This is a genomic window from Streptomyces nodosus (assembly GCF_008704995.1).
In the GTDB taxonomy this organism is placed as follows: Bacteria; Actinomycetota; Actinomycetes; order Streptomycetales; family Streptomycetaceae; genus Streptomyces; species Streptomyces nodosus.
On the sequence record NZ_CP023747.1, the window covers coordinates 1,408,477 to 1,435,435 of the forward strand.

Below are 26,959 nucleotides of genomic sequence, written 5' to 3' on the forward strand. Positions count from 1 at the left end.
ATGACCACCGTCACCGGCCGACAAGGCACCACCGACAGCACCAGCACCAGCACCACCGACGCTGACACCCCCGGCACACCGCGCCGTCCGGCCGCCCTCGACTGGCGGATCCGCTTCGGCGCCCTCTCGCTGATCTGGGGTTTCAGCTTTCTGTTCATCAAGGTCGGCACCGACGCGTACGCCCCGTTCCAGGTCACGCTCGGCCGGCTGGTGTTCGGTACGGCGGTACTCGCGGCCGCCATGGCGGTCAAGCGCGAGCGGCTGCCGCGCGGGGCCCGCACCTGGGGCCACCTCGCGGTCGCGGCCTTTCTGCTCAACGCGCTGCCGTTCTCGCTCTTCGCCTACTCGGAGCTGACCATCCCGTCCACGCTCGCGGGCATCTGCAACGCCACCTCGCCCCTGTGGGGCATGGTGCTGTCGCTGGTCGCGCTCTCCGAGGACCGGCCGACGCGCCGCCGGTTCGCGGGGCTCGGCATCGGCTTCCTGGGGGTGCTGACGGTGCTCGGAGCCTGGCAGGGCTTCGACGGACTGGATCTGACGGGCACCGCGATGGCACTGCTCGCCTCGCTCAGCTATCCGGTCGGCTGGATCTATGTCCGCCGCACCCTGGCCGGCTCCAGCCACTCCCATCTGTCGCTGACCGGCGCGCAGCTGCTGCTGGCGACCGTCCAACTGGCTCTGATCACGCCGCTGTTCACCAGCATGCCGAGCCGCTTCCCGCTGGTCCCGCTGCTGGCGGTCGTGGCCCTGGGCGCACTGGGCACCGGGTTCGCGGTGCTGGTCCAGTACGGCCTGGTCGCGGAGGTCGGCCCGACCACGGCGCAGATGGTCACCTACTTCATCCCGGTCATCGCCACCGCGGCGGGCGTGGCGATCCTCGACGAGTCGCTGAGCTGGTCGACCCCGGTCGGCGCGGTGATCGTACTGGCGGGCGCGGCGCTGACACAGTCCAGGCCGAAGCCCGCTTCCGGGGCCCGGGCGACCGGACCGGGGGCCGGATCCGGGGAGCAGGCCGCGCCCGACACCACCTGATGGGTCACAGCACTAGACGTAACTGCGGGCCGGGCCCGGGCGCAGAGCGGCTGCGACGGCGGCGGCCAGGGCTTCGGTGTCCTCCGCGGTCAGCGCCGAGACGGTGATCCTGATGCCGGGCTGCGCACTCAACCGGAAGCGGGCGCCCGGCGCCACCGCCCACCCGGCGTGCAGCAGGCGCGCCACCGCGCCCGTCTCGTCCGGCACCGGGACCCATACGTTCATCCCGCTGCGCCCCTGGGCCGGGACCCCGCGGCGCGCAAGGGCGTCGATCAGCGCGGCACGGCGTTCCCCGTACGCCGCCGCCACCGCCCGGGTGTCCACCGCGCCGTCCGCCCACAACCGCGCCACGGTCCGCTGGAGCAGCAGGCTGGTCCAGCCGGGTCCCAGCCGCTGGCGTCCGCGGAACCGGTCGAGGGTGACGGGATCCCCGGTGAGCACGGCGATCCGCAGATCGGGCCCGTACGCCTTGGCGACCGAGCGCACGAAGGCCCAGTGCCGGGTGATCCCGGCGAGGGGGTGGAGGGGAAGGTCGACGATCCCGTGGCCGTGGTCGTCCTCGATCAGCAGGGTCTCCGGGTACGCCTTCAGCACGGACCGCAGGGCACGCGCGCGCGGGGCGCTCACCGCTGCGCCGGTCGGGTTCTGCGCCCGGTCCGTGACGATCAGGGCGCGCGCGCCCGCCTCCAGAGCGGTGCGCAGGTCTTCGGTGAGCGGCCCCTCGTCGTCGACGCCGACCGGAGCCGTGCGCAGCCCGAGCGCCGGGACGAGGTCGAGGGTGCGGCTCCAGCCGGGGTCCTCGACCGCGACGGTGTCCCCGGGTTTGAGACGGGCGGTGAGCACGCGTTCGATCGCGTCGAGGGACCCTGAGGCCACCGCGAGCGGACCGTCGGGCACCCCGTCGGCGTCCAGGGCGGCCCGCGCGCGGCGCTCCAGTTCGGGGTCCACGGGAATCGCCCCGTACAGCACCGGCTCACCGTTCCCCTGCGCGGCGGCCGCCGCGAGCGCCGGTGCGAGCGGGGGCAGCAGCGCCCGGTCCGGGTTGCCGCTCGACACGTCCCGCACCCCTTCCGGGACCTCCACCCGGATGCTGTCCCGCTCCGTCGTGGCCGGCGCGGACCGCACCCGGCTGCCCCGGCGCCCGGCGGTCTCGATCACCCCGCGGTCACGCAGCACGCGGTACGCGGCGGCGACCGTATTGGGGTTCACCCCCAACTCGGCGGCCAACACCCGCATGGGAGGGAGCAGTCGGCCCGGCTCCAGCCGTCCGTCGCCCACCGCGCGCTCGACGCTCGCCGCGATCTCCGCTGCGCCACGCCCTTCGATCCGATATTCTCCTAGCACAAATCACATTATGCACTAGTGCAATCAGGAGCGCAGATGCAGGGCAGCCCGCCGGGGTCACCGGCCACCACCTCCTACACCCCCACCGACCGCACCACTCCCACGCGCTCCGCCACGCAGGCCTCGTACGACAGGGAGGTGGTCCACGCGATACTCGACGAGGGTTCCGTCTGCCATCTCGGCTTCGTCCGCGACGGTGCGCCGGTCGTGCTGCCCACGCTGTACGCACGGGTCGGCGAGCGGCTCTACGTACACGGCTCCACGGGCTCGCGTCCGCTGCTGATGACCGGCAGGGCGGACCCGGGGCTCGCGGTCTGTCTGACGGTGACCCATGTGGACGGTCTGGTGCTGGCCCGGTCGGCCTTCCACCATTCGATGAACTACCGTTCCGTGGTGGTGCACGGCATCGCCCGGCAGGTCACCGACCCCGAGGAACGACGGACGGCGCTCGACGCCCTGGTGGACCAGGTGGTGCCGGGCCGCTCCCGTGACTGCCGGCCCGCCAACGCCAAGGAGCTGGCCGCCACCTCCGTGATCCGCCTCGATCTGGAGGAGGTCTCCGCCAAGATGCGCGCCGGCGGGGTGAACGACGAGCCCGAGGACCTCTCCCTCCCCCACTGGGCCGGAGTGATCCCGGTCCGCACCGCTCACGGCACCCCCCTGACCGACCCCCGACTGCCCCCCGCCACCCCACTACCGGACTACCTGACGACCCGGTGACGCCGAAGGCGCCGGAGTGTGACGCGGGGCCCGGCGGCGGGGCCCTTCGGCGGGTCCCGCGTCACACGGTCAGGCGGGCAGGGGTTCCTCCCCCGGCAGCCGCGCCCCGCGCGCCTCCGCCAGGGCGAGCCCCGCGACCGAGCCGAGCATCAGCGCGGTACCGAGGAGGGTCGCCGCCGTGAGCCGCTCACCGAGCAGGGCCACCGCGAGCACCGCCGCGCTGACCGGTTCGAGGAGCATGATCACGGAGACGGTGGCGGACCGTACGACGGCCGCGCCCGCGAAGTAGAGGGCATAGGCCAGGGCCGTGGGAACCGCCGCGACATACACCAGCAGCCAGGCGAGCCTGACCGGCTCCGCGGAGTGCGGCACCAGCCCCTCGGCCAGGGCGAAGGGCAGCAGGCACAGGCTGGTGACCGCGAAGGCCGACACGGTCGTACCGGACATGTCGACGCCGCCGTCCCGACCCCACCACCGGGTGAGCAGCGTCATGGCCGAGTAGCCGGACGCCGACAGCACCGCGAGCAGCACACCCCAGGGACGCACGGTCGCACCGCCGCTGCCCAGGACGAGCACCGCGAGCCCGGCGAGCGCCCCGACGACGGCGCACACCCCGCCGCGGCCGAGCCGCTCCCCCAGGGTGAGGCGGGCGCCCAGCGCGATGAGCACGGGACCGGCACCGAGGGTGACCACGGTGGCCACCGCAAGTCCGGTGGCGGAGACGGCCGCGAAGTAGGCGGTCTGGAAGACGGCGAGCGCAGCACCGGTGGCACCGGCCCGCAGCGCCCTCGGCCGGAGCGGCAGGGACACCGCGGCCCTGGCACGCGGGCGCAGCAGACGGACGGCGACCAGCAGGACGAGTCCGGTGGCGCAGCGCCAGAAGGAGAGGGCGACCGGGCCCATGTCGCTGGTCCGGTAGACCAGGGAGGCGGCGGCTCCCGCAGTGCCCCAGGCGACACCGGCGACGATCAGATAGACAAGGCCCCGCCCGACGGGCAGGCCCAAGGGGGCAGCATTCGACACGAGTTGACTCCGCAGATGCACAGATGTTCGGGAAGACCCCATGGCGACGGGATCCAGGGACTGCGTCTGCGGGCAGCACCGTCCACCCGGCGGACAGCCGGGTGTTTCCGGAGGGCCCGCCTCAGGCGGCCGGGGGCGGAAGGACGAGCGCGTGCGTATGCATGATCGGAACTCTAGGCCGACGCGCTGCGGGAGGACAACTCCCTGCCGGTGCCGTCGCCCGCCGCCACCGGCTCCGCGGAGGTCTTCGCCGGCGCCGAGGACTGGGCCGTGAACGCGCCCAGCAGGACGACCGCGCCACCGATGAGCTGCGGCATCGAGAGGTGCTCGCCGAGCAGCACCCAGGCAAGGACGGTCGCGATGACCGCTTCGAGACAGGCCACCACGCCCGCCACCTGCGGCGAGAGCCGGCGCACCGACAGCACCCCGGTGACATAGGCGAGCACCGTGGCGATCAGCACCACCCAGGCCAGCAGGGCGACGGCCGGCACGGAGGTGCCGTTCATCGCCGCGCTGCCCCCGAGGACGGACCAGTCCAGGGTCCAGGGGCGGGCCACCACGGTCAGCAGCGCGGCCCCGACGAGCAGGCCGTAGGCGATGACACCGAGCGGGTCAGGGGCCCGGTCGCCCGCCTCGCTGCCCTGGTCGGCCAGGACGAAGTAGCCCACCTGGCAGCAGGCGGCGCCGAGCGCGAGCAGCAGCCCCAGGACGTCGAAGCTCAGCCCCGACCAGACCTCCACCACACAGGCGAGTCCGCCGACCGCGAGCACCACCCCGACCGCCGCGGCGCGCGTCACGGGGCGCCGCTGTACAAACCGCACCCAGCCGAGCACCAGTGCGGGCGCGAGGTATTCGATCAGCAGGGCGACGCCGACGGGTATGCGGGAGAGCGCGGCGAAGTAGCAGGCCTGGACGCCGGCCACCCCGAGCAGTCCGAACCCGGCGAGCAGTGCCGGTCGGCTGCGCACCAGCCCGCGGTGCCGCACGGCGAGCGGAAGCATCACCAGTGCGGCGCCGGTGGCCCGCAGCCACACCACATGGAGGGGGTCAAGACCCGCCTGGATCAGCGGTTTGGCCGCGACCCCCGATCCACCGAAGGCGACCGCCGACACAAGGGCGAGCCCGAGGCCGACGCCTCTGCCCCGCTCACCCTGACTGCCCTGAGACATATGCACCGGCACATGATGACAGGCGGCAACATGAGCGTCACCCCTGAATGCACCTGTCTCAGCAGCTGGACCCGGCCACCCACGGCAGAATCCGGATCCCGGACGCCCGTAGGCCGGCTGTCGACGTACCGCCGGAATCAGGCAGATCCGGTGGCCGGCTCCGCGGCCGGTGTCCCCCCACCCGCGCACCCGTCGGCGTACTCCCGCGCCGTAGCCCCCGTCTCGATCCGCGCTCCCAGCGCCCCCGCGTCGACACCCGCCCGGCCCAGAACCTCGACGGCCCGCGACTCGGGGTCCTCGACGATCGCGGTGAGCAGGTCGAGACCGCGGGCACGGGGCTCGCCGCGCCGCAGCGCACGCCCGCACGCCGCGTCCAGAGCGCTCGCCGCCGCGGGCGACCAGCCCTCGGGCTCGTTCAGCACGGGTACGGCACCGGAGTCCTCGACGGTGCCCTGCCAGCGCAGGCCGTAGCCGATGGCGCGCTGGACGAGATAGCCGAGCAGCCGTGCGACCTGGGGGCCCTCGAAGAGGGCGCGGACCTCGGGGTCGGACTCCAGCAGGGAGTGCAGCAGATGGGCCGTGTCGATCTGGCGGTCCCCGTCCCGCATCGCCCTTCTGCGCGCACCCGAGACCACCGCGGCCAGCTCGGCGGTGAGCCTGGCGTCGGGGTCCGTGCGGTGCGTGCCGCGCTCGGCGGCCGGCTGCGGTGACTGACGGGGTGACACGCCCTCCACCTCATCAGTCCCGGACGCCATGGTCATCCCCGGCGGGGGGCATCTTCACATCCGTCACAGGGTGGGCATCTTCAAGAGGTTCTCCTCCTCAGGGATGAGGTCACGCCGATTTTTCCCGGAGATCACCTGTCCCGACGCCCTTTATTCGGCACCCGGCCTCGCCCAGGCGGTGGGGGCGCACGGACACGTCGGCGCCCCGCGGCGATTCCGCGGGGCGCCGTCCGGCGGCGGATACCGCCACACCGCCGTCAGTCCTCGTCGGCGAGGATCAGATACAGCTTCTTGCGGGCCTCGTTGATGACCGCCAGGGCCTTGTCACGCTGGTCCTTGTCACCGGTCTTCCAGACCTGCCCGAACGCCTCCATCAGACCGAAACCGGCCTGCCGGATCTCATGCAGGGCTTCCCAGTCGACGCCCTGCGAGGCCGCCTCCCAGGGCGCGTCGGGACCTTCGTCGGCCGCGGTGCGGCCCGCCTCGGTGAGCGCGAAGAGCTTCTTGCCTCCCTCGCTCTCACTGACGATCAGCCCCTCGTCCTCCAGCAGCTGGAGGGTCGGGTACACCGAGCCCGGGCTGGGCTTCCAGGCCCCGCCGCTGCGCTCGGCGATCTCCTGGATCATCTCGTAGCCGTGCATCGGCCGGTCCTTGAGGAGAGCCAGGATCGACGCGCGTACGTCGCCGCGCCGCGCCCTTCCCCTCGGTCCGCCCCGGCCACGCCCGCCCCACGGGCCACCCGGACCGAAGAAGCCCGGCCCACCCGGCCCGCCGCCCGGCCCGAAGGGCCCGAAGGCCGCACGCCGACTCTCGAAGCCACCCCGGACATGCCGACCGGCGTCACCGTGCCGGCCATGCCGTCGCTCGAATCCGTAGTCCTGTCCGTAGTCCTCTCCATGGGACCGCATCTGGATCACTCCATTCCATCGTTGATCTGTCGCGATACCTCAACGATATATCGGCATCCTCGGCATGGCAACCCTCTGCTCTGGGTCCGTTGACCTGTGTCAGTGGGTGTTGATCGATTGCCGGCGAAGGCCGATCGATTGGCTTCTGTGCCAGTCAGGGATGACTGCCTGCGGGTTCTGTGACAGTGGAGGATGACCGCAGACGGTGGGGATCACTCTGCTCGACGGGTCTGTACTGTGCGGCAATGACAAGAAGCGAGCGGCTCGCGGAGCAGTTGGACTGGTACTGGCGCAAGAACCTGCGGCCACGGCTGGACGGTCTTACCGACGAGGAGTACTTCTGGGAGCCGGTGCGCGGCTGCTGGAGCATCCGCCCACGTGGCACGTCGGCAGCACCGACGCTGGAAGGCTCGGGGGAATGGACGATGGACTCCGCGTCCCCTGCCCCGGTGCCGGCACCGGTGACCACGATCGCCTGGCGGCTGGCGCACATCATCGTCTCGTGCCTGGGCTATCGGGTCGGATGGTACTTCGGCGGCCAGGACGGCGACTCCCAGACATTCGCCTACGCGGGGACCGCTGACGAGGCGCTGAAACAGCTCGATGAGATGTATGGGAGATGGAACGCGGGGGTCCGCAAGCTCTCGGACGCTGACCTGGACAATCCGCCCACGGTGGGTCCCGAGCGGTATCCCATGGAGAACAGGGTCCTGCACGTCAACAGGGAGCTGATCCATCACGGCGCCGAGATTTCCCTGCTGCGCGACCTCTACCGCTGGCAGGACGGAGCCGTACCGCGCCGAATCTGACTTTCGGTAACCGTCGATCGAGCTTCGGAAACTGGCCGGCCATCGGGGGGCCTGAAGGCCAGGGCCGGCTCGACGAACCACGTGTCCGTCGCTTGTGACTCCGAACGCCTGGTCGGGCGCCGCGTCTCGGGTGCCCGACCAGGCTCCGCCCCCTACAGGTACGGGCGGGTGATCAACTCGATCGCATGGCCGGCGGGGTCCTTGAAGTACACGCCTCGACCGCCGTGCTCGTTGTTGGTCTCACCCGGGCGTCGCATCTGGGGGTCGGCCCAGTGCTCGATGCCCTGGTCGCAGAGCCGCCGGTACGCCCGGTCGAACAGCTCGTCGTCGATCAGGAACGCGTAGTGCTGCATCTGGATCTCCACCGGCGGCTCGGCGAACTGCAGCAGCACACCGTCGGGGAGCTGAATGTTGGTGAACGGCCCCCAGGAAGGCGCTTCCGGCACTTCCAACAGCTCTCGGAAGAAGCGGGCCGACTCATGGCGGTCCTTGGAAGCGATGATGGTGTGGTTGAACGTGACTGTCATTCGGCTGACCTCAGTATTGTTCGGCACGAAAAGCGGACTCGCGGTGCACGAGCAGCGGGAGGTCCGCGTGCCGAACTGAGGGGGTGCCTTCTCCGCACCCGCTGCGCGATCAGCCCACCACCGGGTGGCCAATCCGTGTGTGGCGTAGTGCCGGTCCGGTGTTCACGTCGGGTGACCTTAGTTGATCCGACTGACCACGACAACGTGCGGCTCGTGGGCTGAGCTTGGAAGCTGCCACGTCTCGTGAGACGGAACAATCGCCAGGGACTTGTGGAGCATGCCGCGTACCCTCGGCTCCGTGCCCCGCCATCCGAAGAAGCCCCGTCGGCTCACTGCCGACGGGCGCGTGTACCTGTGGACGCTCCGTCACAGCCACAGCGTGGCGAACGGCGGCCAGTCATGCTGCGAGACCCTCACCCTGTACCCGCAGCCGGCCGGCGCTGTCGGACCTCTGCGCATCGCCTTCACCGAGGGCCCGGGCCGGTACGTCCCGGGCGGGGCTCCCCTGGGCTCCGGAGACGTGGGGTACAGCCGGGGTGCCTCCCTGAACCTGCATGAACCCGGCGCCGTCCGCGCCCTGCTCGACGCGGCGTCGACCCGCGGGTGGCAGCCGGAGGGGAGTCGGGCGGTGGAGATCGACGGCTGGTCCCTGCTGGAGGCGGCAGCCGCCGCGCGGGCCGGGGCCACCGACCCCGCGGGCCCGAAAGAGTGACTCCGCAGCGGCTCGGCGGCCTGTCCCGGGCCGCTGAGCACGGGCCTTCCGGGAGGCGCTCGGTGGGAGGACCGGCTACGGCCGGCTCGCCCACGGGTGGTTCTCGATGGTCAGGTCCAGGAAGTGGGCCGCGCAGGAGATGCACGGGTCGTGGTTGCGGATCGCGCGCTCGCACAGGTGGATGAGGTCGGCGTCGGATGGCCGCCCCCGGTCCAGGGCGGCCTGGGTCAGGCGGCGCAGGTCCTCCTCGATCGCCCCCTGGTTCTGCGCGGTCGGCGGGACGAGGCAGGCCTCGGTGATGCGCCCCTCGTCGTCGAACGCATAGCGGTGGTAGAGCAGGCCCCGTGGCGCCTCGGTGGCCCCGTGCCCCACGGCCGCCCGGGGCGACACCTCCGTGTACGGGCGTTCCGGAGGCTCATAGGCGTCGATGATCCGGAGGGCCTCCTCCACCGCGTAGAGCACCTCGACCGCCCGTACGACGATGCTGCGGTAGGGGTTTCTGCAGACCTCGCCCCGCATCGTGCCGTCCGCGCCGGGGACCGGCGGGGCGCCCAGCCCGGCCTCGTGTGCGGCCTGCAAGGCGGTCGGGGAGAGCTGATGGCCGCTGACGGCGTAGCGGGCGAGGGAGCCGGTGAGGTGCCGGCGGCCGTCCAGCCGTGCACGGAGGGCGGTGGAGTGGGGGACCTGTTCCTCGGTGACATGGCCGGAGAAGTCCTGGACCGGGAAGGTGTACGGGGGCAGGGAGCCGGCCTCCGGGAGAACGGTGGGCACGCCCGACTCGATGGCATAGGTGCCGGGTTCGGCCAGCGCCAGCAGGTCGGCGGTGCACTCGGCGTCGGGGAAGTCGAAGCCGGCGACCCAGCGCACGGTCTCCCACGCGTCGTCCAGAGCGATCCGCAGCCGTTGCTCGAGGGGCCGGAGCTCGGCGGGGGCGGGCACCCGGTGGAAGCCGCCGAGGCGGACGTTGACGGGGTGGATGGCGCGTCCGCCGAGCAGTTCCATGATGGCGTTGCCGGCTTGTTTGAGCCGCAGCCCGCGCTCGACCTGGCTCCGGTGGGTGCGGGCCATGCTGATCGCGCCGTCATGACCGAGGAAGTCGGGGGCGTGCAGCAGATAGATGTGCAGGGTCTGGCTCTCGATCCACTCGCCGCAGTACAACAGGCGCCGCAGCGCCGCGAGTCGGCCGTCGACCACGGTTCCACAGGCGTCCTCGACGGCCCGGCAGGCGCTCAGCTGGTAGGCGACCGGGCAGATCCCGCAGACCCGCGAGGTGAGATCGGGCGCCTCGGTGTGGGCGCGGCCGCACAGAAAGGCCTCGAAGAACCGAGGAGGCTCATAGATCCTCAACCGGGCCTCGGTGACGGTGCCGTCGTGGACCCGCAGATACAGGGCCGCCTCGCCCTCGACGCGGGCGAGTGCGGGGATGCGCAGCACCCGGGATCCGGCGGCGGGCTCGGTCATGGCCCCTCTTCCTCCTCCAGCGCGGCGAAGGCGGTGACATTGAAGGTGTGCAGAAATCTGCCGATGGCGTCGTCGTGCATCCCGTCATGGCGCAGGACGGGGATCAGGGCGGGCAGATTGGTGGTGGCGGCGGGTCCGAAGCAGCCGTAGCAGCCGCGACCGTAGGTGGGGCACAGGGCTCCGCACCCGGCGTGGGTGACGGGTCCGAGGCAGGGCGTGCCATGGGCGACCAGGACGCACACATTGTCACGCTGTTTGCAGGAGAAGCAGACGCTGTGGTCGGGGATGCCGGGCTTGCGGCCGATGAGGAAGGCGGTGACGACCTCGAGGAGCTGGCCGCGGTCGATGGGGCAGCCGCGCAGCTCGAAATCGACCGGCACATGGGCGGAGATCGGGGTGGAGCAGGCGAGGGTCGCGATGTAGTCGGGGCGGGCGTAGACCTTCTCCAGATACTCCGTCGTTCCGGCGTGGTTCCGCAGGGCCTGGACGCCTCCGGCCGTGGCGCAGGCACCGATGGTGACGAGATGCCGGGACGCGTCACGGATACGCCGGACGCGCTCCAGATGCTCGGGGGTGGAGACCGACCCCTCGACGAGCGACAGATCGAAGGGACCGGAACCGATGTCGCCGGAGGCCTCCAGGAAGTGGGCGATCTCCAGTTCCTCGGCGATGCCCAGCAGTTCGTCCTCGCAGTCGAGCAGGGTGAGCTGACAGCCGTCGCACGACGCGAACTTGAACACGCCGAGTCGCGGACGGGCGTGCTCCGGCGGCGGGGTGGGATCGCTCATCTCACAACTCCCGTACGGCGAGCAGCGGACCGGCCAGGTCATGACCGACGACGGGGCCGTCCCGGCAGAGCAGCAGCGGGCCGAGCTGGCAGTGACCGCAGTGACCGGTGCCGCAGCGCATGGTGCGTTCCAGGGAGACCCGGATCCGATCGGCGCGCACCCCGCGGTGAATCAGCTCGCGGGCCGTGGCCCGGATCATGACCTCGGGGCCGCAGACGAAGGCGGTGGTCCGCTCCGGGGCGCAGTGGGCCTCGTCCAGCAGGGTGGTGACGACTCCGACCCGGCCGGTCCAGCCGCCGGTGGGCCGGTCGACCGTGACGGCGCCGAACGGCCTTCTCCAGGAGGGGAGTTCGTCCCGGTAGAGCAGATCGTCGGGGGTGCGGGCCCCGATGAGGACGTTCAGCCTCCCATAGGCGCCGGGCTCGGCGAGGACGGCATGGATCAGGGGGCGCAGCGGGGCGAGGCCGATGCCCCCGGCGATGACGAGCAGATCGTGTCCCCGGGCAGCGGTCAGGCCCCAGTCGGTGCCGAAGGGGCCGCGCAGTCCGACCGAGGCCCCCGTCGACAGCTCGCACAGCGCCCGGGACACGGCGCCGACCGCGCGGACCGTGTGCGCGAGCCGCCCGTCCGGGGCCGTGCGGGAGGCCGAGACCGGGATCTCACCGACGCCGAAGGCGTACATCATGGCGAACTGGCCCGGTGCGAAAGGGCTCAGGGGCTCCCCCACCGGCTCCAGACGGAGGGTCACCGTGTCGGCCGTCTCACGGTGACGGCCGACGAGGCGATGGGGGACGGGGACGGTCGTCATGGCCTCGGTGCGCTCCCCAGAGGACCGTAGAGGTCGAGCAGCCGGGTGCGGGTGGCACGCAGCCGGTGCCCGATCGTCTCGGCGACCAGGGTGACCAGCGCCAGACCGAACCCCGGGTCCGCGGCGCACGTCCGGCGCACCTCCTCGGCATCGAACTCCCAGGCCACCACGGGGCTCCTGGTCTCGGCCCCGAGATGCCACTGACGCGGCGGGCACAGCCAGGACCAGCCGAGGAGACCGCCCGCACCGATCGTCTCGACGACCGCACGTCCGCGGCCGGGGATCTGGATGTCGAGCGCCACCACGCCGGTACGGACGATCCAGAAGCGGTCGGCCGGCTCGCCCTCCTCGAACAGCCGGGTGTCCCCCGGGTGGGTGACCTCCCGTGCTAGGCCGAGGAGCCGGTCCCGGTGCTCCGGCGACAGCGCGGCGAGCAGGCCGGCCCCGGGATCCGCGCCCTGCTGCGACCTCATCGCGCGGTCCCCCTCTCCCCGGCGTCCCGCTGCGCCTTCTCCGTGGCCTCCCGGTGCAGGGCGTGAGCCTCCTCGGTGAGGTCGATGCCGGTGGGGCACCAGACGATGCAGCGACCACAGCCGACACACCCGGAACTGCCGAACTGGTCGTGCCAGGTGCCGATCTTGTGGGTGAGCCACTGCCGGTAGCGGCTGCGGGGGGTGGCACGGACCGGGCCGCCGTGCAGCAGGGTGAAGTCCAGGTCGTAGCAGGAGTCCCAGCGGCGCCAGCGCTCGGCGTGGTCGCCGGTCAGGTCGGTGATGTCCTCGGTGGTGGTGCAGAAGCAGGTGGGGCAGACCATGGTGCAGTTGCCGCAGCTCAGGCAGCGGGAGGTGACATCGTCCCAGCGGTCGGCCTCCAGGGTGTCCCGCATCAGGGCGCGCAGGTCGACCGGTGGCATGGACCGGCCCATCCGCTCGGCGGCCCGGCTCACGGCCCCGGCCGCCGCGGTGCGCGTGGCGTCGTCGGCGCCGCGGCGCGGCAGTTCCGCGAGCACGGCGGCGCCCTCCTCGCTGCCGCTGCGGCAGAGAAAGCGATGGCCGTCACGGTCCACCACCTCGGTGAGCGCGAGGTCGTATCCGGCGTCCACGGCCGGTCCCGAGCCCATGGAGACGCAGAAGCAGGTGGCTCCCGGCTCGGTGCACTCGGCGGCGATCAGAAAGGCCCCCGAGCGGCGTGCGTCATAGGCGGGGTCCCGGTACCGGCCGCCGGTCGTCACCCGGTCCAGGATCCGCACGGCCCGCAGGTCGCAGGGCCTCACCCCGAGGAACGCGTACGAGACACCGGCGGGCTCTTCCTCGCGCACGGTCATCCCGCCGTCGGCGTCACGGTCGGCGGTCCACTGGCGGACCCTTCGGGGGTGCAGGAACGACTTCCAGGACTGCGGGCCCGCACTGTGCGCGAAGGCGGCCTCGTCCTGCCTCCGGCGGACCCGGTACCGCCCCGCCTCCGCCTCGACCCCCCAGCCGTACGGCAGTTCGTCGGCGGAGTCCAACTCGGCCAGCACGATGGCACGGTCCCGTAGCGTGGGGCCGATCACGGTACGACCGCGCCGTTTCAGGACCCGCACCAGCGCGTCGAGACCGCCTCGGTCGAGGACGGCGTCCGGGTCGGTCATCCTCGTTCCCTCGCTCCTGGCCCTCCGGGCCGATGGCCCATCGCGGCCGTGGGTCCGGGAGCTGTCCGGGCGACGGGCAGGATCATGCCGGGATCGCGCCGCGCACGCACCACAGTCCCCGCATCGGCTCCTGACAGGGTGTCAGGTGTGGGCGCCGTGCCGTCCGACGCCGGTCCGGCGTGTCCCGCGCGCCCCCCGCCCGGGTCCGGCCACACAGGTACCTGCTCACCGGCACGTTCGGGTCACCCGGAGAGCAGGCCACTTGGAGAGTAGGACGCCGACGCACTGCTGCCGCCCCGATGCGGTCCGCCGACGGCCGTACCGCCTCGGCCACCACCGGGATCCGCCCGGCATCGTGCCCGCAGTCCGCCGGACCATGGCACCGGGCGGACGGAGGTGCCACCCGGTTCCAGGGCCCGGGTCAGTACATCGACACATCGACCCGGCGGCCGTCGGCGCCCGGAGGCGTACCCCACCGGTCGGCCGGGCCCGCACCCGAGCTCACCCGGACGGCCCGCACCCCCGGTGCACCCGACACGCCCGCGGTACGTCACCTCACCGGCGGGGCGCGGATCCGCCAGGAGCTCCGCGCAGCCCGGACGCCTCGTCTGCGGACTCCTCGGCGTCGTAGGTGTAGCCGATCGACTGATGAACGGCGACCACGCCGTCGACGGACCGGCACAGACGCTCGAGCACCGGGATGACCGTCCGCCCTTCGACCCGGCCGGTCAGCGTCACCACGCCCTCGCGCACCTCGACGCGTACGCTGCCCGACGGTATGCCCAGGGTCTCGCGCAGCACATCGTGGTAGATCTCGTCGGTGATGGCTCCGTCGCTGCGCAGGAAGGGCCGCAGCAGATCGCTCCGGCTGACGATGCCCACGAGCCTGCCGCCGTCGTCGACCACGGGGAGCCGCTTCACCTTGCTGCGGTACATGGTCCGAGCGGTCTCGGCGACGTTCCAGCCGGGCCGCGCGGTGACCACGGGTGCGGTCATCATCGCCGCCGCGGTCTCGGCCCCGGCACGTGCCAGATCGTCCCGACCGAGCCGGCGCCCCATCGGCCGTCCCTCGGGGTCGGGCAGGCTCGCCGCCTTGGCGAGCAGGTCCGCCTCGGACACGACACCGACGGGACGTCCCTCGCCGTCGACGACGGGGACCGCCGTGACGTCGTTGTCGCTGAGCAACTGGGCGATCTCCTTGAAGGTCGAGTCGGGGCGTGCCGTGACGACGGGATGCGTCATGACTTCGACGATGGTCCGGTGCTGCATGGTCCGCTCTCCTTCCGTGCGCGCTCCGCACCGGTACCGGCGCCCCGGAAGCGTGTCCGGTCCTCCGGGGCTCCGGGACTCCAGGGCTCCGGGACTCCAGGGCTCCGGGGGCGATCACCGGTACGGCCGCTGCCGTAGCCGCCGGACCGCGGCAGCGGTTGCCCACTCCCCCAGTGCACCGCGCCGGCTGCCGGCTTGCTGGAGCCGGTCAGTCCCGGGGACGGGGGCCGAAGGTCCCGGCCGTCGGCTCGCGGTCAGGCCGGACCGACGAGGAAGGGCCGCATCATTTCGTTGTCCTCGTGTTCCAGCATGTGGCAGTGCCACATGAACCGGCCCGCCCGCCCGAATCGCAGCTTGATACGGGTGATCGCGTGGGGCGGGGCGATCACCGTGTCCTTGAAGCCGCGCTCCCCCGCCTCCGGGGGCCGGCGGCTGCCCGCCGGGAGCGGCTGCCGGTCGACGACCTGGAACTGGAGCTCATGGACATGGATCGGATGGGCGTCGTTCGTCAAATTGTGGATCTCCCAGATCTCCGTCGCCCCGAGCGTCGGGTTCTCCGTGATGGGGTCGTCCCATCTCAGAGGCTTAGGTCTGTCCCGGGCGTCGAAGGTGCCGAGCAGCACCACCCGGGGGCCGACGCCCGGCAGACGATCCGAGGAGAGTTCGTTCAGCGAGAGCCGCCGGGTGAGTCCGGCCGCGCCCAGCGGTTCCAGCGGCGGGAGGGTGAGCCGGGCGGGTGCCGTGGAGGTGTCCGGCGCGGTGAGGGGGCCGACGGTGAACTTCATGACCTGCCCGGTGGTCCGCGCGTCCGCCGGGGTGAAGTCCTTCCCGGCCACCCCGCCGGGATAGGGCACATCCGGTCCCTCATTGATCAGATACAGCTCGGTGCCCACGGGGAGTGAGGTGAAGTCGACGACCACATCGGCGCGTTCGGCCGGTGCGAGCAGCAGTTCGTCGCGCTGCACGGGCGCGGGCAGAAAGCCTCCGTCGCTCCCCAGCTGCCACAGATCGAGCGCCGCCGGCGCGGGTCGGTGCGCGAGGGGATCCCTGACGATCTTCAGGATCAGAGTGCGCGCGTTGCAGCCGTTGAGGAAGCGGAACCGGTAGCGGCGCGGCTCCACCGTCAGTACCGGCCATGTCCTGCCGTTGGTGACCATGGTGGTGCCGAAGTACTCCGGATTCCAGATCGGCGCGATGTCGCTGCCGGGGATGTAAGGGCCCTCGAACTGGTCGAAGAGGGCCCGGCTGGGCGTATAGAACAGGCTTCCGTCGGTGCGGAACGAGCGGTCCTGGACGACCACCGGTATCTCGTGGTGGCGGGTGCCGGGTGGGTCGCCGAGCCTGGGCGCGGGTCCGGGCAGCACGCCCTCCTCGAGATCCACGGGTCCACCGCGCAGCAGATAGAAGCCCGCCAGTCCCGCGTACACGTTCAGCCGGGTGATGCCCAGGACATGGTCGTGGAACCACAGCGTGCCGGCCCTGCCGCGGTTGGCGTAGTGGAAGACGGCGTCCGCCGGTCCCCAGGGAACTCCGTGGAGCGCCCGGGACTTCTCCGCGTACACGTCGTAGAAGGATCCCTGGCGCGCGTAGCCCTGCGGGATGTCGCGCGCGTCGGGGAGGTACCAGGCCTCGGCGTAACCGTCGCTCTCCTCCTCGTTCTCTCCCCCGTGCAGATGGGTCACGATGGGCACCGGGCCCCGGTACGGTCCGGGAGTCGAGTCGAAGTCGGGGTGCGAGTCCCGCCCGCTCACTCCGCCCCCGGGGTTCGCCCAGTGGAGGGTGGGGTCGACGGGCAGCAGATGCGGGAGGTATCCGCCGTTCGGGTCGACCAGCTGATTGACCCATCGGACCCGGACGGTTCGTCCGTGCCGGGCCTCGATGGTGCGGGCCGGGAAATGGAAGGTCTCCGGGGCCCCGGTCGCGCCGTATCCCCAGACCGTGGTGGCCGGTCTGCCCGGCGGGAGTATCTGCTGCCGGAACTGCCGGACGCCGATGGTGTAGCGGTCCTCGCCGCCGGTCCGGCTGTCCGGGGGCATGACCGGCGGGATCACCAGCTCAGCCACGTACTTCTCCACCGTCGACGGATCGAGGGTGTCCGCCTCCACCGACGCGGGCCGCGCCGCCGCCTTGCCGGGGGCGAGCAGCAAGCACGTGCCGCCCGCGACACCCGCCTGAAGGACACGTCGCCTGCTGACCATGGGCTTCTCCACACCTCGAACGGGAGCAGTGGGGACATGCGCGGCACCGGTGGTGCACGCGGCGAGCTGCCGGCTTTCGGCAACGATCCCATCGGCCCGACGGTCGTGCAGGGCGCTCCCGAAACCCCGGCCGGGTCCTCCCGGTACGTTCCGGACCGGCCGTGACCCGCCGCGGACGGGGCGGCCCGCGGGCCGGGCCCCGCGAGGGAACGGAGCATCGAACGGCGCACCCGCGTTCCCGCGAAGGAGTGATGGCTGCGCCTCTGACGAGCCGAACCCGATGAGGTCCAGGTGAGGTCCAGCCGAGATCCCATGGAATCGCCGGAGATGTCCCCCTCTGGGAGAGTGGGAGGCGGGATACGGACGCCCCCGCGTCGCCGTGCCGAGGAGACGAGAGGGCGATGACCGCGCCGCGCCGGCGGGCTTCGGCGGATGTGCCGAACGCGGTGCGGACGCTCCCGGCGTGCCGACGCACGCGTCCGCACCGCGTTCGGCCCCGGCCGTGCGTGGACGCGTCGGAAGAGCTGGAGGTGACGATGACCCGGCCCCCGGATGATCAGCGGCCGATCGTGGTCGGGATCGATCCCGACCCTGCGAAGCGCACGGCGCTCGCCTGGGCGGCCGACGAGGCCGCCCGGCGCGGGGTGCCCCTGCGACTGGTGCACGCCGAGGGCGTGCCGACCCCGGGGTACGAGGTGCCCTCCTGGCAGGAGTGGAACCAGGCGCTGCACGAGGCCGGTGAGCGGGTGCTCAAGGATGCGGTGGCCTTCGCCGAGACGCGGCAGCCACGGGTCGAGGTGTCCGGGTTGCTGGCCGAGGGAAGCCCGGCGTGGGTCCTGGGCGAGCAGAGCCGTGGCGCCACGGCCGTCGTGCTGGGCTCACAGCATCTTGGCCGGCTGGAGGAGGCGTTCGGCTCCGCCTCGATCGCCGTCCCCGTGCTGGCGCACACCCGCTGCCCGGTGGTCGTCGTGCCGGAACCCGAGCGCATCGACCGGCGGTCGGCGTACTACGTCGTCGGCGTGGACGGCAGCCCGCAGGCGGCCGCCGCAGTCGATGTCGCCTTCGCCGAGGCCGCTCTGCGGGGCGCGGCGCTTCGGGCCCTGCACGTCTGGCAGCCCGGACCGCTCCGGATCATCGACGAGCAGGAGGCACAGCGGGAGTGGAGCCGGATCCTCTCCGAGGCCGTCGCCGGGCGCGGTACCGCGTATCGCGGTGTCGAGGTGCATCAGGAGGTCGTCGTCGGCCACCCCGTGCAGGCGCTGACCGAGGCGTCCGCCGACGCCCTGGGTCTGGTGGTGGGCACCCGGGGACACGGAGGATTCACCGGCATGCTGGTGGGCTCGGTGAGCCAGGGCGTGCTGCGCCATGCACGGTGTCCCGTCATCGCCGTCCCCCAGCCGCCCGAGCGGGGCCCTCGGGAGCGGCCCTGACACGCAGCGCCGAGGGCGCGCGGGAGAGGCGGCCGTCAAGCCCGGCCCCAAGCCCGGCCGCGGGGGCACCCACCGGTCCAGGAACCCCGAATTGGCCTTGGCCCGCCCGGCCCCGGCACCCCTAACGTCGGCCCATGCGCATCCGGATCGTCGACGCCTTCACCGACCGCCCCTTCACCGGCAACCCGGCCGGTGTTCTGCTCCTCGACGCCTTTCCCGACGACGCCCGGCTCCAGGACGTGGCCCGTGAGGTCAACCACGCCGAGACCGCGTTCGCACACCGGCTGCCCGAGGGCGGCGAGGCCGACTGGGCGCTGCGCTGGTTCACGCCCGCCACCGAGGTCGCCCTGTGCGGTCACGCCACCCTGGCCACCGCCCATGTGCTGCGCACCACGGGTGCCCACGAGGGCCCGGTCCGGTTCGCCACCCGCAGCGGGGTGCTCGGCGCCGCTCCGCACGAGGACGGCTCGATCACCCTGGACTTCCCCACCGCACCGCTCACCCGCCTCGAGATCCCGCAGGACGTGGCCGAGGCCCTCGGCGCGCAGCCTCTCGCCGGCTTCGACACCGGTCCGAACGTCGGTGATCTGCTTCTCGAACTCGCCGACGAGCGGACGGTTCTGGGCCTGGCCCCCGATCACCGGTCGCTGGGCCACCACGCGCGGCGTGGCGTCATCGCCACCGCCCGCGCCGAAGACCCCTCCCGCGGGTACGACTTCGTCTCGCGCTGCTTCTTCCCGAACGTCGGCATCGACGAGGATCCCGTCACCGGCAGTGCCCACACCGCCCTGGCCCCGTACTGGTCCGAGCGGCTCGGCCGTACCGACCTCACCGGTCTGCAGGCCTCGCCGCGCCCCGGCCGCGTGCAGACGGGACTGCGCGGCGACCGAACCCTGCTCACCGGCCGGGCGGTCACCGTCATCGAGGGTGCCCTGCTCGTGTGACGGGCCCGGCTAGTGCTGTGACCGGAAAGGTTTGCCGGAAAGCTCGCGGCGTCCGGTGCGGTGCATCGCAAGGCGGAGCATTACCCGCGTACTGGATGTACTCGGGTAGTGCGACAACGCGGCGAGGCGCCGTGCCGGGCGTCGCGAGCCGGTGAACCTTTCCGGTCACAGCACTAGGGCGTACGCCCGGACCGTCCGGGCCGGTCATGCCGTCGGCAGCCAGCCCACCTTCCCCGCCAGCAGCGCGTAGCCCACGAACGCCCCGATGTCGAGCAGCGAGTGGGCGACCACCAGCGGACCGACCCGCCCCCAGCGCCGGTACAACAGGACGAAGACCAGGCCCATCACCAGATTGCCCAGGAACCCGCCGATCCCCTGGTAGAGGTGGTACGAGCCGCGCAGCACCGAGCTGGCCGCCAGGGCCGTGCCGGGCGTCCAGCCCAGTTGGCCGAGCCGGCGCAGCAGATAGCCGACGACGACGACCTCCTCCAGGACCGCGTTCTGCAGTGCCGAGAGGATCAGCACGGGGAACTTCCACCACACGTCGGGCAGGGCCTCGGGCACCACGGTCAGATTGGCGCCGAAGCCACGGGCGGCGAGATAGAAGGCGATGCCCGCGGAGCCGATCCCCGCGGCGATCACCGCACCGCGTCCCAGGTCCGGCCAGGGCCGCGTCCGGTCGAAGCCCAGGGTGCGCAGCGACGCCCGCTCCCGCAGCAGGAAGTGAGCCACCAGCGCGACCGGCACCAGCGCCGACGCGATCCCGAACAACTGCCAGGCGAGGTCCAGCCAGGGACGCCCGGGCGCGGCGGAGGCGTTGAGCGTGGCCGCCTGCTCCTTGAGGGCGCCCGGCCTGGTGACCGATCCCACAAAGCTGATCAGCGCGGACACCCCGCTGGCACCGAGTGAGACACCCAGGACGAGCAGTGTCTCGTCCCGGAACATCCGCCGTCCCTGCCACTCCGCCGGCAAGGGACCGGCCACCGCACCTGTCTCCACCTGTACTCCCGCCTTCTGTCGAGCGATCCCGCTCGTGCCCATCTTCACCCGGTCGGGGCCCTCGGAAGAAGTGACGAAGATCGCGTGCGGCGGGTGCACCAGGGGGACGGCTCAGGGCCTGCCCCTGCGGTCCCGGATCTCGAGGCGGAGGCCGGGGGCGGCCGGGTGCACGGCCGCCCCCGGCCTCCGCTCATCCCAGCGGCACGGGTTCCGACACGCCGACAGGCCAGGTGTGCACCGGCTCACCGACATGCATCAGCCCGCGGTAGCGCCGGGTCGTCGCGGCCAGCGCGGCCTCCCGGTCGAGCCCCTGGTCCAGGGCCCGGTGGAAGGTGGCGGCCTGCCAGCTCGCGCCGTTGACCCTGAGCCGGCACCGCTCCTCGATCACCCCGAGGCAGAGGTCCCGGTCGGCGGGCTCCACGCCCCAGGCGTCCAGCCCCGCCGCGGCGAGCGGCAGCAGTTCGTCGCGGACCAGGTCCACGGCGTCGACCTCGGTGATCCCGCCGTGACGTCCGCGCCGCGGCCAGCGCAGGCGTGCCTCGATGCCGTACCGGCAGGCGGTGTCGAAGTTGGCCGCCGCGTCCTCGAACGGCAGCCTCGTCCACACCGGCCGCTGCTCCTCGGCGAGGGCGCGGACGACGCCGTAGTAGAAGGCGGCGTTGGCGATCACATCGATCACGGTGGGGCCCGCGGGCAGCACCCGGTTCTCCACCCTCAGATGGGGGACGCCGTCCGCCACCCCGTACACGGGCCGGTTCCAGCGGTACACCGTGCCGTTGTGGAGGACGAGTTCGGCGAGCTTCGGAATGCCGCCCGCGTCGAGCACGCGCAAGGGGTCCTCCTCGTCGCAGATCGGCAGCAGCGCCGGGAAGTAGCGCAGGTTCTCCTCGAACAGCTCCTGCGCGGAGGTGATCCAGCGTTCGCCGAACCAGGTGCGCGGCCGCACGCCCTGCGCCTGCAGTTCCGGCGGCCGGGTGTCGGTGGACTGCTGGAACAGCGGCGGCCGGGACTCGCGCCACAGCTCACGCCCGAACAGGAAGGGGGAGTTGGCGCCCAGGGCGACCTGCGCCGCCGCGACGGCCTGTGCGGCGTTCCAGACGTCCGCGAAGCGCTCCGGGGTGACCTGGAGATGCAACTGGACGGAGGTGCAGGCGGCTTCCGGGGTGATCGACCGGGAGGTGCACACCAGTCGCTCCACCCCGTCGATGTCGAGTTCGAAGTCCTCTCCGCGCGCGGCCACGATCTGATCGTTGAGCAGGGTGTAGCGGTCGACCGCGGAGAGGTTGGTGGAGACCAGGTCGTCGCGGCCGAGCGTCGGCAGAATACCGATCATCACGATTCCGGCGTCGACCTCGCCCGCTTTCCGGTCGGCATAGGCGAGCGAGGTGCGCAGTTCCTCGGCAAGCCGGTCGAATACCCGGCCGCCCAGCCGGTGTGGTGCGATGTTGACTTCCAGATTGAACATGGCGAGTTCTGTCTGGAAATCTCGGCTCGCGATTTTCTCCAGTACTTGCGCATTCATCATTCTCGGCATGCCGTCGAGGCCGGCGAGATTCAGCTCGATCTCCAGACCCATCAGGTTCTTGGGCCGATCGAACCGCTTCTCCTCCAGCAGCCGCGCCAGCCCCGCCAGGCACTGCCTGAGCTTGCCGCGGTAGCGCTGACGATCGGACAGGTCGAACTGCCCTGCCGCGACCTTCTCTCCCATCGAAGTGTCCTTCCTCAGATGGGCAGGCCGATGCTCCGGCCGCTGCCGTCCCGGGTCACGGTGGATGATGCCCCGGCAACGCGATCGATAACGCCCCCGCGCACACTCGTCGGGCGCTAGGCTGCTCGCAACGCCCGCGGCACATTCACGAGGCATGGAGCAATGCGCGGTTTCCCGGCGCAACCGTGTCGTGAAAAACGCCGATGAGAATCGGCCGACCGCTACGGGCAGGTATTCCGAGGTCGCAGCGACGACAGCCGTGCAGGAACGGGACGAATCCCGCTTATCGCCGACCGGATATCCCCTTGTTCACGCCATGCGGGACGACTAGGCGAAACTTTGCATGAACACAGGTCGTATAAACTTTCCGCACGAGGCAGAGAGCCGGCGATGGCGGTCTGATCCTGACATCGAAGTGGCCGCCGTTCGTCAGGGCACCATCCCCCGCCCACCGGCCTCTGACCCCGCGAGCTGACAGTGCTGTCCGCCCGTTCCGCCACGCCCCGCCCTCGCTCCACCGTGCCTGTCGAATGAGAGGCGACTCACCATGCTGCTGCATGTCCCCCCGGCTCCCGCGCCCGCACTTCGCTCCGTCCTCACCGCACTCGGTTCCCCGACCGCGGTCCGTGAGGCCCCCACCCCGTCCCTGCGTGCGGCGCAGGGACCCGTGACGCCCGAACTCCCGCTTCCGGTCCATGTGCTGGACCGGATCGCCCCGGCCGGCACACCTGTCACCCGGCTCGCCGGGTGGCGTTTCCTCATCCGCAGCGGCGATCGCGCCGTGGCCGCGGCCGACACCATGCTGACTCCGGACGGCTGGGCCTTCTCACGCTTCTTCGAGGGGCCCTACATCGCCGCCACCGAGCACGCCCTGCGCCAGGCGGAGGCGATGACACAGCCCTACCAGGTCCGGCTGCTGTCCGTGCCCGAGCTGTACATGCTCACGCTGTGGCTGCACGAGGACTGCGCCGCCGACGGCGCGACCGGCCGTCCGGCGGCCAGCGACCTGCTGGTGCCGCTCGCGCCCGCGCCGCCCGGCATCGCGGCCCACCGCCCGCACCGGGTCGCCGACCTCCTCCCGGTGCTCACCCTCCGGGTCACCCCGGCCCCGTTGCTCGGCTCCCCCGCGTAGGCCTCGCACCCCCGCCGTGCCCCGCCGCCGGACGCCGGCCGCGGGGCACGGCACTGTCGTCACATGCTCGTCCGTCCCGCGACGCCCGGAACGCGCGCTCGCCGCGTTGTCGGGATCGCCCGCGTACTACGCGCCGGACTGAACCGTACGCATGGACGACGCGTCATGAACGGGTGAGAAGCGGTGCGGTGAAATCCCTGCGGATCGACGCTCGCAGGACAACACTGGGTTCCGGACCGACGTCACGCCTACGGGGGCGGCCATGAGCGACCTCTCGACACGCCGCAGTACAGACGCGACAGCCATCACACCCGTCACGACAGAGCGAAAGATCCCCACCACCATGTGCCAGCACCAGCCACCCTGCCCGACAGCCGAATCCGCCGACCGGGAGTCCGCCCGTCGTGTGGCGCACCACCCGGAGCAGGGATGGAGCCTGCTGTGCAACGGCGTTCTGCTCTTCGAGGACACCGGCGAACTCCTCCCCGACGGCCGGGTCATCGCCCCGCACCGCCCGCTGGACACCGGCCAGGTGACCACCGCCGCCTGAGACCACACCGCCGGGGACTGCGCCGCCCCGGCATGCCGCACATACCAGGGGCCGGCCCGGAGACTCACGCTCCGCACCGGCCCCGACGCATGCCCGGACGCGACTACTCCTGGTAGGCGTCCATCGGCGGGCAGGAGCAGACCAGGTTACGGTCGCCGAAGGCCTGGTCGATACGGCGCACCGGCGGCCAGTACTTGTCCGCGGCCGGGACACCGGCCGGGAAGACGGCCTCCTCCCGCGTGTACGCGTGCTCCCAGGCACCGCCGAGCGCCGCGGCGGTGTGCGGGGCGTTCCGCAGCGGGTTGTCGTCGGCGGGCCACTCGCCCGAGCCGACCTTCTCGATCTCCGCACGGATGGCGATCATCGCGTCGCAGAAGCGGTCGATCTCGGTCAGGTCCTCGGACTCGGTCGGCTCGATCATCAGCGTGCCGGCCACCGGGAACGACATGGTCGGCGCGTGGAAGCCGTAGTCGATCAGCCGCTTGGCCACATCGTCCACGGTCACGCCGGTCTCCTTGGTCAGCGCCCGCAGGTCGACGATGCACTCGTGCGCGACCAGGCCGGCCGGACCGGTGTAGAGCACCGGGTAGTGCGGCTCCAGGCGCTTGGCGATGTAGTTGGCGGAGAGCACGGCCACCTGCGTGGCGCGCTTGAGGCCCTCGCCGCCCATGAGCCGGACGTACGCCCAGGAGATCGGCAGGATGCCCGCGGAGCCCCAGGGAGCCGCCGAGACCGGGCCGGGACCCGTCTCGGGGCCGGCCTCCGGCTGCAGCGGGTGGTTCGGCAGATACGGCGCCAGATGCGCGCGCACACCGACCGGGCCGACGCCCGGGCCGCCGCCGCCGTGCGGGATGCAGAACGTCTTGTGCAGGTTGAGGTGCGAGACGTCACCGCCGAAGCGGCCCGGCTTGGCGAGGCCGACCAGCGCGTTGAGGTTGGCGCCGTCGACATAGACCTGGCCGCCCGCGTCATGGACGGCGGCGCAGATGTCGGCGACATGCTCCTCGAACACACCGTGCGTGGACGGGTACGTGATCATCAGCACCGCGAGTTCGTCGCGGTACTGCTCGATCTTGGCCCGCAGGTCCTCGACGTCGATCTCGCCGTCCTCGGCGGTCTTCACCACGACCACCTTCATCCCGGCCATCACCGCGCTGGCCGCGTTGGTGCCGTGCGCGGAGGACGGGATGAGGCAGACGGTGCGCTGCTCGTCGCCGTTGGCCCGGTGGTAGCCGCGCACGGCGAGCAGACCGGCGAGTTCGCCCTGCGAGCCGGCGTTGGGCTGGAGGGAGACGTTGTCGTACCCGGTGACCTCGGCGAGGCGCTCCTCCAGCTCATGGATGAGGGTGAGGTAGCCCTCCGCCTGGCCGACCGGCGCGAAGGGGTGGATCTGCCCGAACTCGGGCCAGGTGATCGGCTCCATCTCCGTGGTCGCGTTGAGCTTCATGGTGCAGGAGCCCAGCGGGATCATTCCGCGGTCGAGGGCGTAGTCCCGGTCGGACAGCCGGCGCAGATAGCGCAGCATCGCGGTCTCGGAGCGGTGCTGGTGGAAGACGGGGTGCGTGAGGTAGTCACCGGTGCGCAGCAGCGACTGCGGGAGCGCGTCCTCGGTGCTCGCGTCCAGCGCCTCGACCTCGCCCTCGACGCCGAACGCGGCCCATACGGCATCCAGCTGGGCCCGCCCGGTCGTCTCGTCGCAGGCGATCGAGACCTGGTCGGCGTCGACCGGACGCAGATTGACGCCCCGCTCGAGGGCGGCGGCGACCACCTCGGCGGCCCGCCCGGGCACCCGCGCGGTGAGGGTGTCGAAGTAGGCGCCGTGGACGACCTCGACCCCGCCCGCGGTGAGACCGGCGGCGAGGACCGCGGCATAGCGGTGGGTGCGCCGCGCAATGGTCCGCAGCCCCTCCGGGCCGTGGTGGACGGCGTACATACCGGCCATCACGGCGAGCAGCACCTGGGCGGTGCAGATGTTGCTGGTGGCCTTCTCGCGGCGGATGTGCTGCTCCCGCGTCTGCAGGGCGAGCCGGTAGGCCTTGTGGCCGTCCGCGTCCACCGAGACGCCCACCAGCCGGCCGGGCAGGCTGCGGGCGAACTTCTCGTGCACCGCCATGTAGCCGGCATGCGGGCCGCCGAAGCCCATCGGCACGCCGAAGCGCTGCGTCGTACCGATCGCGATATCGGCGCCCAGCCCACCGGGCGAGGCCAGCAGGGTCAGCGCCAGCAGGTCGGCGGCGACGGTGACCACCGCGCCCAGCCCGTGCGCCTGCTCGATGACCGGCTTGATGTCCCGCACGGCACCGGAGGCGCCCGGGTACTGGATGAGCACACCGTTGATCTCGCGCTCGGCGATCCCGGCGGGGATGCCCTCGGCGAGGTCGGCGACGACCACCTCGACGCCCGTGGGTTCGGCACGGGTCCGGATCACGGCGACGGTCTGCGGCAGCGCGTCCGCATCGACCAGGAAGAGGCCCTTCTTGTTCTTGCCCATGCGCCGGGACAGCGCCATCGCCTCGGCGGCGGCCGTGCCCTCGTCGAGCAGGGACGCGCCGGAGGTCGGCAGGCCGGTGAGGTCGGCGACCATGGTCTGGAAGTTGAGCAGGGCCTCCAGACGACCCTGGGAGATCTCCGGCTGGTAGGGCGTGTACGCGGTGTACCAGGCCGGGTTCTCCAGCACGTTCCGCAGGATCACCGGCGGCGTGAAGGTGCCGTGGTAGCCGAGACCGATCATGGAGTCCACGACCTGGTTGCGGCCGGCGAGCGAACGCAGCTCGGCGAGCACCTCGGGCTCGGTGCGCGCACCGGGCAGGTCCAGCGCGTCGGCGTTCTTGATCACATCGGGGACGGCTGCGGCCGTGAGCTCGTCGAGCGAGCCGTAGCCGACCTGCGCGAGCATCTTGGCCCGCGCCTCCTGGTCCGGCCCGATATGGCGCTGCTCGAAAGGTGTGCCCCGTTCGAGCTCGGAGAGCGGAATGCGATGGGCGGTCATTGCGGAGGCCTCCTGGTCTGACGCGACCTGCGAGGGGCACCACGGCGCGGGTACCCGGACGGCCTCCCCCTCTGTCATCTCAAC

24 protein-coding genes are annotated in these 26,959 nt (G+C 71.9%); 8 read left to right on the forward strand and 16 right to left on the reverse strand.

Going from position 1 to position 26,959, the window contains the following annotated elements; genetic code table 11:
• Entirely contained in the window at positions 1–1,032 is a 1,032-nt protein-coding gene (locus CP978_RS06395) for a DMT family transporter (RefSeq protein ID WP_052454042.1), read from the forward strand.
• Positions 1,033–1,044: 12 nt separating this feature from the next.
• Here CP978_RS06395 and CP978_RS06400 read toward each other — a convergent pair whose 3' ends face one another.
• Positions 1,045–2,376 (reverse strand): aminotransferase class I/II-fold pyridoxal phosphate-dependent enzyme, encoded by a 1,332-nt coding sequence (locus CP978_RS06400; RefSeq protein WP_043438333.1) that lies wholly within the window; start codon positions 2,374–2,376, stop codon positions 1,045–1,047.
• A gap of 36 nt (positions 2,377–2,412) precedes the next feature.
• On the opposite strand from CP978_RS06400, the gene CP978_RS06405 reads away from it, so the two are divergent.
• On the forward strand, positions 2,413–3,096 hold the full coding sequence (locus tag CP978_RS06405; protein ID WP_043438334.1) for a pyridoxamine 5'-phosphate oxidase family protein: 684 nt from the start codon (positions 2,413–2,415) through the stop codon (positions 3,094–3,096).
• Positions 3,097–3,165: 69 nt separating this feature from the next.
• Here CP978_RS06405 and CP978_RS06410 read toward each other — a convergent pair whose 3' ends face one another.
• The 4 genes from CP978_RS06410 to CP978_RS06425 form a co-directional block, all read right to left on the reverse strand.
• The gene (locus tag CP978_RS06410; protein ID WP_043438336.1) at positions 3,166–4,119 is read right to left on the reverse strand and encodes a DMT family transporter; all 954 of its coding nucleotides are present in this window, start codon (positions 4,117–4,119) and stop codon (positions 3,166–3,168) included.
• Between the two features lie 173 nt (positions 4,120–4,292).
• Positions 4,293–5,288: an EamA family transporter gene (locus CP978_RS06415; RefSeq protein WP_162484969.1), complete on the reverse strand. Its 996-nt coding sequence runs from the start codon at positions 5,286–5,288 to the stop codon at positions 4,293–4,295.
• 137 nt (positions 5,289–5,425) lie between these two features.
• Positions 5,426–6,049, reverse strand: a complete 624-nt coding sequence (locus tag CP978_RS06420; RefSeq protein WP_052454043.1) for a Clp protease N-terminal domain-containing protein — start codon at positions 6,047–6,049, stop codon at positions 5,426–5,428.
• A gap of 221 nt (positions 6,050–6,270) precedes the next feature.
• Positions 6,271–6,921 carry a PadR family transcriptional regulator gene (locus CP978_RS06425; protein ID WP_079162495.1) on the reverse strand — a complete coding sequence of 217 codons (651 nt, stop codon included), beginning with the start codon at positions 6,919–6,921 and terminating at the stop codon, positions 6,271–6,273.
• 245 nt (positions 6,922–7,166) lie between these two features.
• Between CP978_RS06425 and CP978_RS06430 the strand changes: the two genes are divergently transcribed.
• Positions 7,167–7,730 (forward strand): DinB family protein, encoded by a 564-nt coding sequence (locus CP978_RS06430; protein ID WP_043438341.1) that lies wholly within the window; start codon positions 7,167–7,169, stop codon positions 7,728–7,730.
• Between the two features lie 152 nt (positions 7,731–7,882).
• Here CP978_RS06430 and CP978_RS06435 read toward each other — a convergent pair whose 3' ends face one another.
• Positions 7,883–8,257, reverse strand: coding sequence for a VOC family protein (locus CP978_RS06435; RefSeq protein WP_043438342.1), 375 nt, complete (start codon positions 8,255–8,257; stop codon positions 7,883–7,885).
• 277 nt (positions 8,258–8,534) lie between these two features.
• Here CP978_RS06435 and CP978_RS06440 point away from each other — a divergent pair, with 277 nt between their 5' ends.
• Positions 8,535–8,969 (forward strand): hypothetical protein, encoded by a 435-nt coding sequence (locus tag CP978_RS06440; RefSeq protein WP_221500858.1) that lies wholly within the window; start codon positions 8,535–8,537, stop codon positions 8,967–8,969.
• Between the two features lie 75 nt (positions 8,970–9,044).
• Here CP978_RS06440 and CP978_RS06445 read toward each other — a convergent pair whose 3' ends face one another.
• The 7 genes from CP978_RS06445 to CP978_RS06475 form a co-directional block, all read right to left on the reverse strand.
• Positions 9,045–10,430, reverse strand: a complete 1,386-nt coding sequence (locus CP978_RS06445) for a Ni/Fe hydrogenase subunit alpha (protein WP_043438343.1) — start codon at positions 10,428–10,430, stop codon at positions 9,045–9,047.
• Positions 10,427–11,218: an NADH-quinone oxidoreductase subunit B family protein gene (locus CP978_RS06450; protein WP_043438344.1), complete on the reverse strand. Its 792-nt coding sequence runs from the start codon at positions 11,216–11,218 to the stop codon at positions 10,427–10,429. Before CP978_RS06450 ends, CP978_RS06445 begins: the two co-directional genes overlap by 4 nt.
• A gap of 1 nt (position 11,219) precedes the next feature.
• Positions 11,220–12,026: an FAD/NAD(P)-binding protein gene (locus tag CP978_RS06455; RefSeq protein WP_043438346.1), complete on the reverse strand. Its 807-nt coding sequence runs from the start codon at positions 12,024–12,026 to the stop codon at positions 11,220–11,222.
• Positions 12,023–12,499, reverse strand: coding sequence for a cyclic nucleotide-binding domain-containing protein (locus CP978_RS06460; RefSeq protein ID WP_043438349.1), 477 nt, complete (start codon positions 12,497–12,499; stop codon positions 12,023–12,025). Before CP978_RS06460 ends, CP978_RS06455 begins: the two co-directional genes overlap by 4 nt.
• Positions 12,496–13,656, reverse strand: a complete 1,161-nt coding sequence (locus tag CP978_RS06465; protein ID WP_043438350.1) for a 4Fe-4S dicluster domain-containing protein — start codon at positions 13,654–13,656, stop codon at positions 12,496–12,498. The genes CP978_RS06460 and CP978_RS06465 overlap by 4 nt, the downstream gene beginning before the upstream one ends.
• Before the next feature lie 555 nt (positions 13,657–14,211).
• Positions 14,212–14,925: a CBS domain-containing protein gene (locus CP978_RS06470; protein ID WP_052454044.1), complete on the reverse strand. Its 714-nt coding sequence runs from the start codon at positions 14,923–14,925 to the stop codon at positions 14,212–14,214.
• Between the two features lie 254 nt (positions 14,926–15,179).
• On the reverse strand, positions 15,180–17,123 hold the full coding sequence (locus CP978_RS06475) for a multicopper oxidase family protein (RefSeq protein WP_043438352.1): 1,944 nt from the start codon (positions 17,121–17,123) through the stop codon (positions 15,180–15,182).
• 536 nt (positions 17,124–17,659) lie between these two features.
• On the opposite strand from CP978_RS06475, the gene CP978_RS06480 reads away from it, so the two are divergent.
• On the forward strand, positions 17,660–18,553 hold the full coding sequence (locus tag CP978_RS06480; protein ID WP_052454045.1) for a universal stress protein: 894 nt from the start codon (positions 17,660–17,662) through the stop codon (positions 18,551–18,553).
• 134 nt (positions 18,554–18,687) lie between these two features.
• Positions 18,688–19,497, forward strand: a complete 810-nt coding sequence (locus CP978_RS06485; protein ID WP_043438353.1) for a PhzF family phenazine biosynthesis protein — start codon at positions 18,688–18,690, stop codon at positions 19,495–19,497.
• Between the two features lie 204 nt (positions 19,498–19,701).
• Here CP978_RS06485 and CP978_RS06490 read toward each other — a convergent pair whose 3' ends face one another.
• Together CP978_RS06490 and CP978_RS06495 are read right to left on the reverse strand one after the other, a co-directional pair.
• Positions 19,702–20,442, reverse strand: a complete 741-nt coding sequence (locus CP978_RS06490) for a CPBP family intramembrane glutamic endopeptidase (protein WP_107070351.1) — start codon at positions 20,440–20,442, stop codon at positions 19,702–19,704.
• Positions 20,443–20,686: 244 nt separating this feature from the next.
• A complete protein-coding gene (locus CP978_RS06495) occupies positions 20,687–22,204 on the reverse strand; it encodes a glutamate-cysteine ligase family protein (RefSeq protein WP_150478154.1) in 1,518 nt (505 codons plus the stop codon).
• A 547-nt stretch (positions 22,205–22,751) separates the two neighbouring features.
• Between CP978_RS06495 and CP978_RS06500 the strand changes: the two genes are divergently transcribed.
• Complete coding sequence (locus CP978_RS06500; protein WP_043438355.1) at positions 22,752–23,336, forward strand: hypothetical protein; 585 nt, start codon at positions 22,752–22,754, stop codon at positions 23,334–23,336.
• 343 nt (positions 23,337–23,679) lie between these two features.
• Positions 23,680–23,886: a DUF5999 family protein gene (locus CP978_RS06505; protein WP_043438358.1), complete on the forward strand. Its 207-nt coding sequence runs from the start codon at positions 23,680–23,682 to the stop codon at positions 23,884–23,886.
• Positions 23,887–23,989: 103 nt separating this feature from the next.
• Here the strand turns inward: CP978_RS06505 and gcvP are convergent, their stop codons facing one another.
• Positions 23,990–26,875 carry an aminomethyl-transferring glycine dehydrogenase gene (gcvP, locus tag CP978_RS06510; protein WP_043438361.1) on the reverse strand — a complete coding sequence of 962 codons (2,886 nt, stop codon included), beginning with the start codon at positions 26,873–26,875 and terminating at the stop codon, positions 23,990–23,992.
• Between the last annotated feature and the right edge of the window lie 84 nt (positions 26,876–26,959).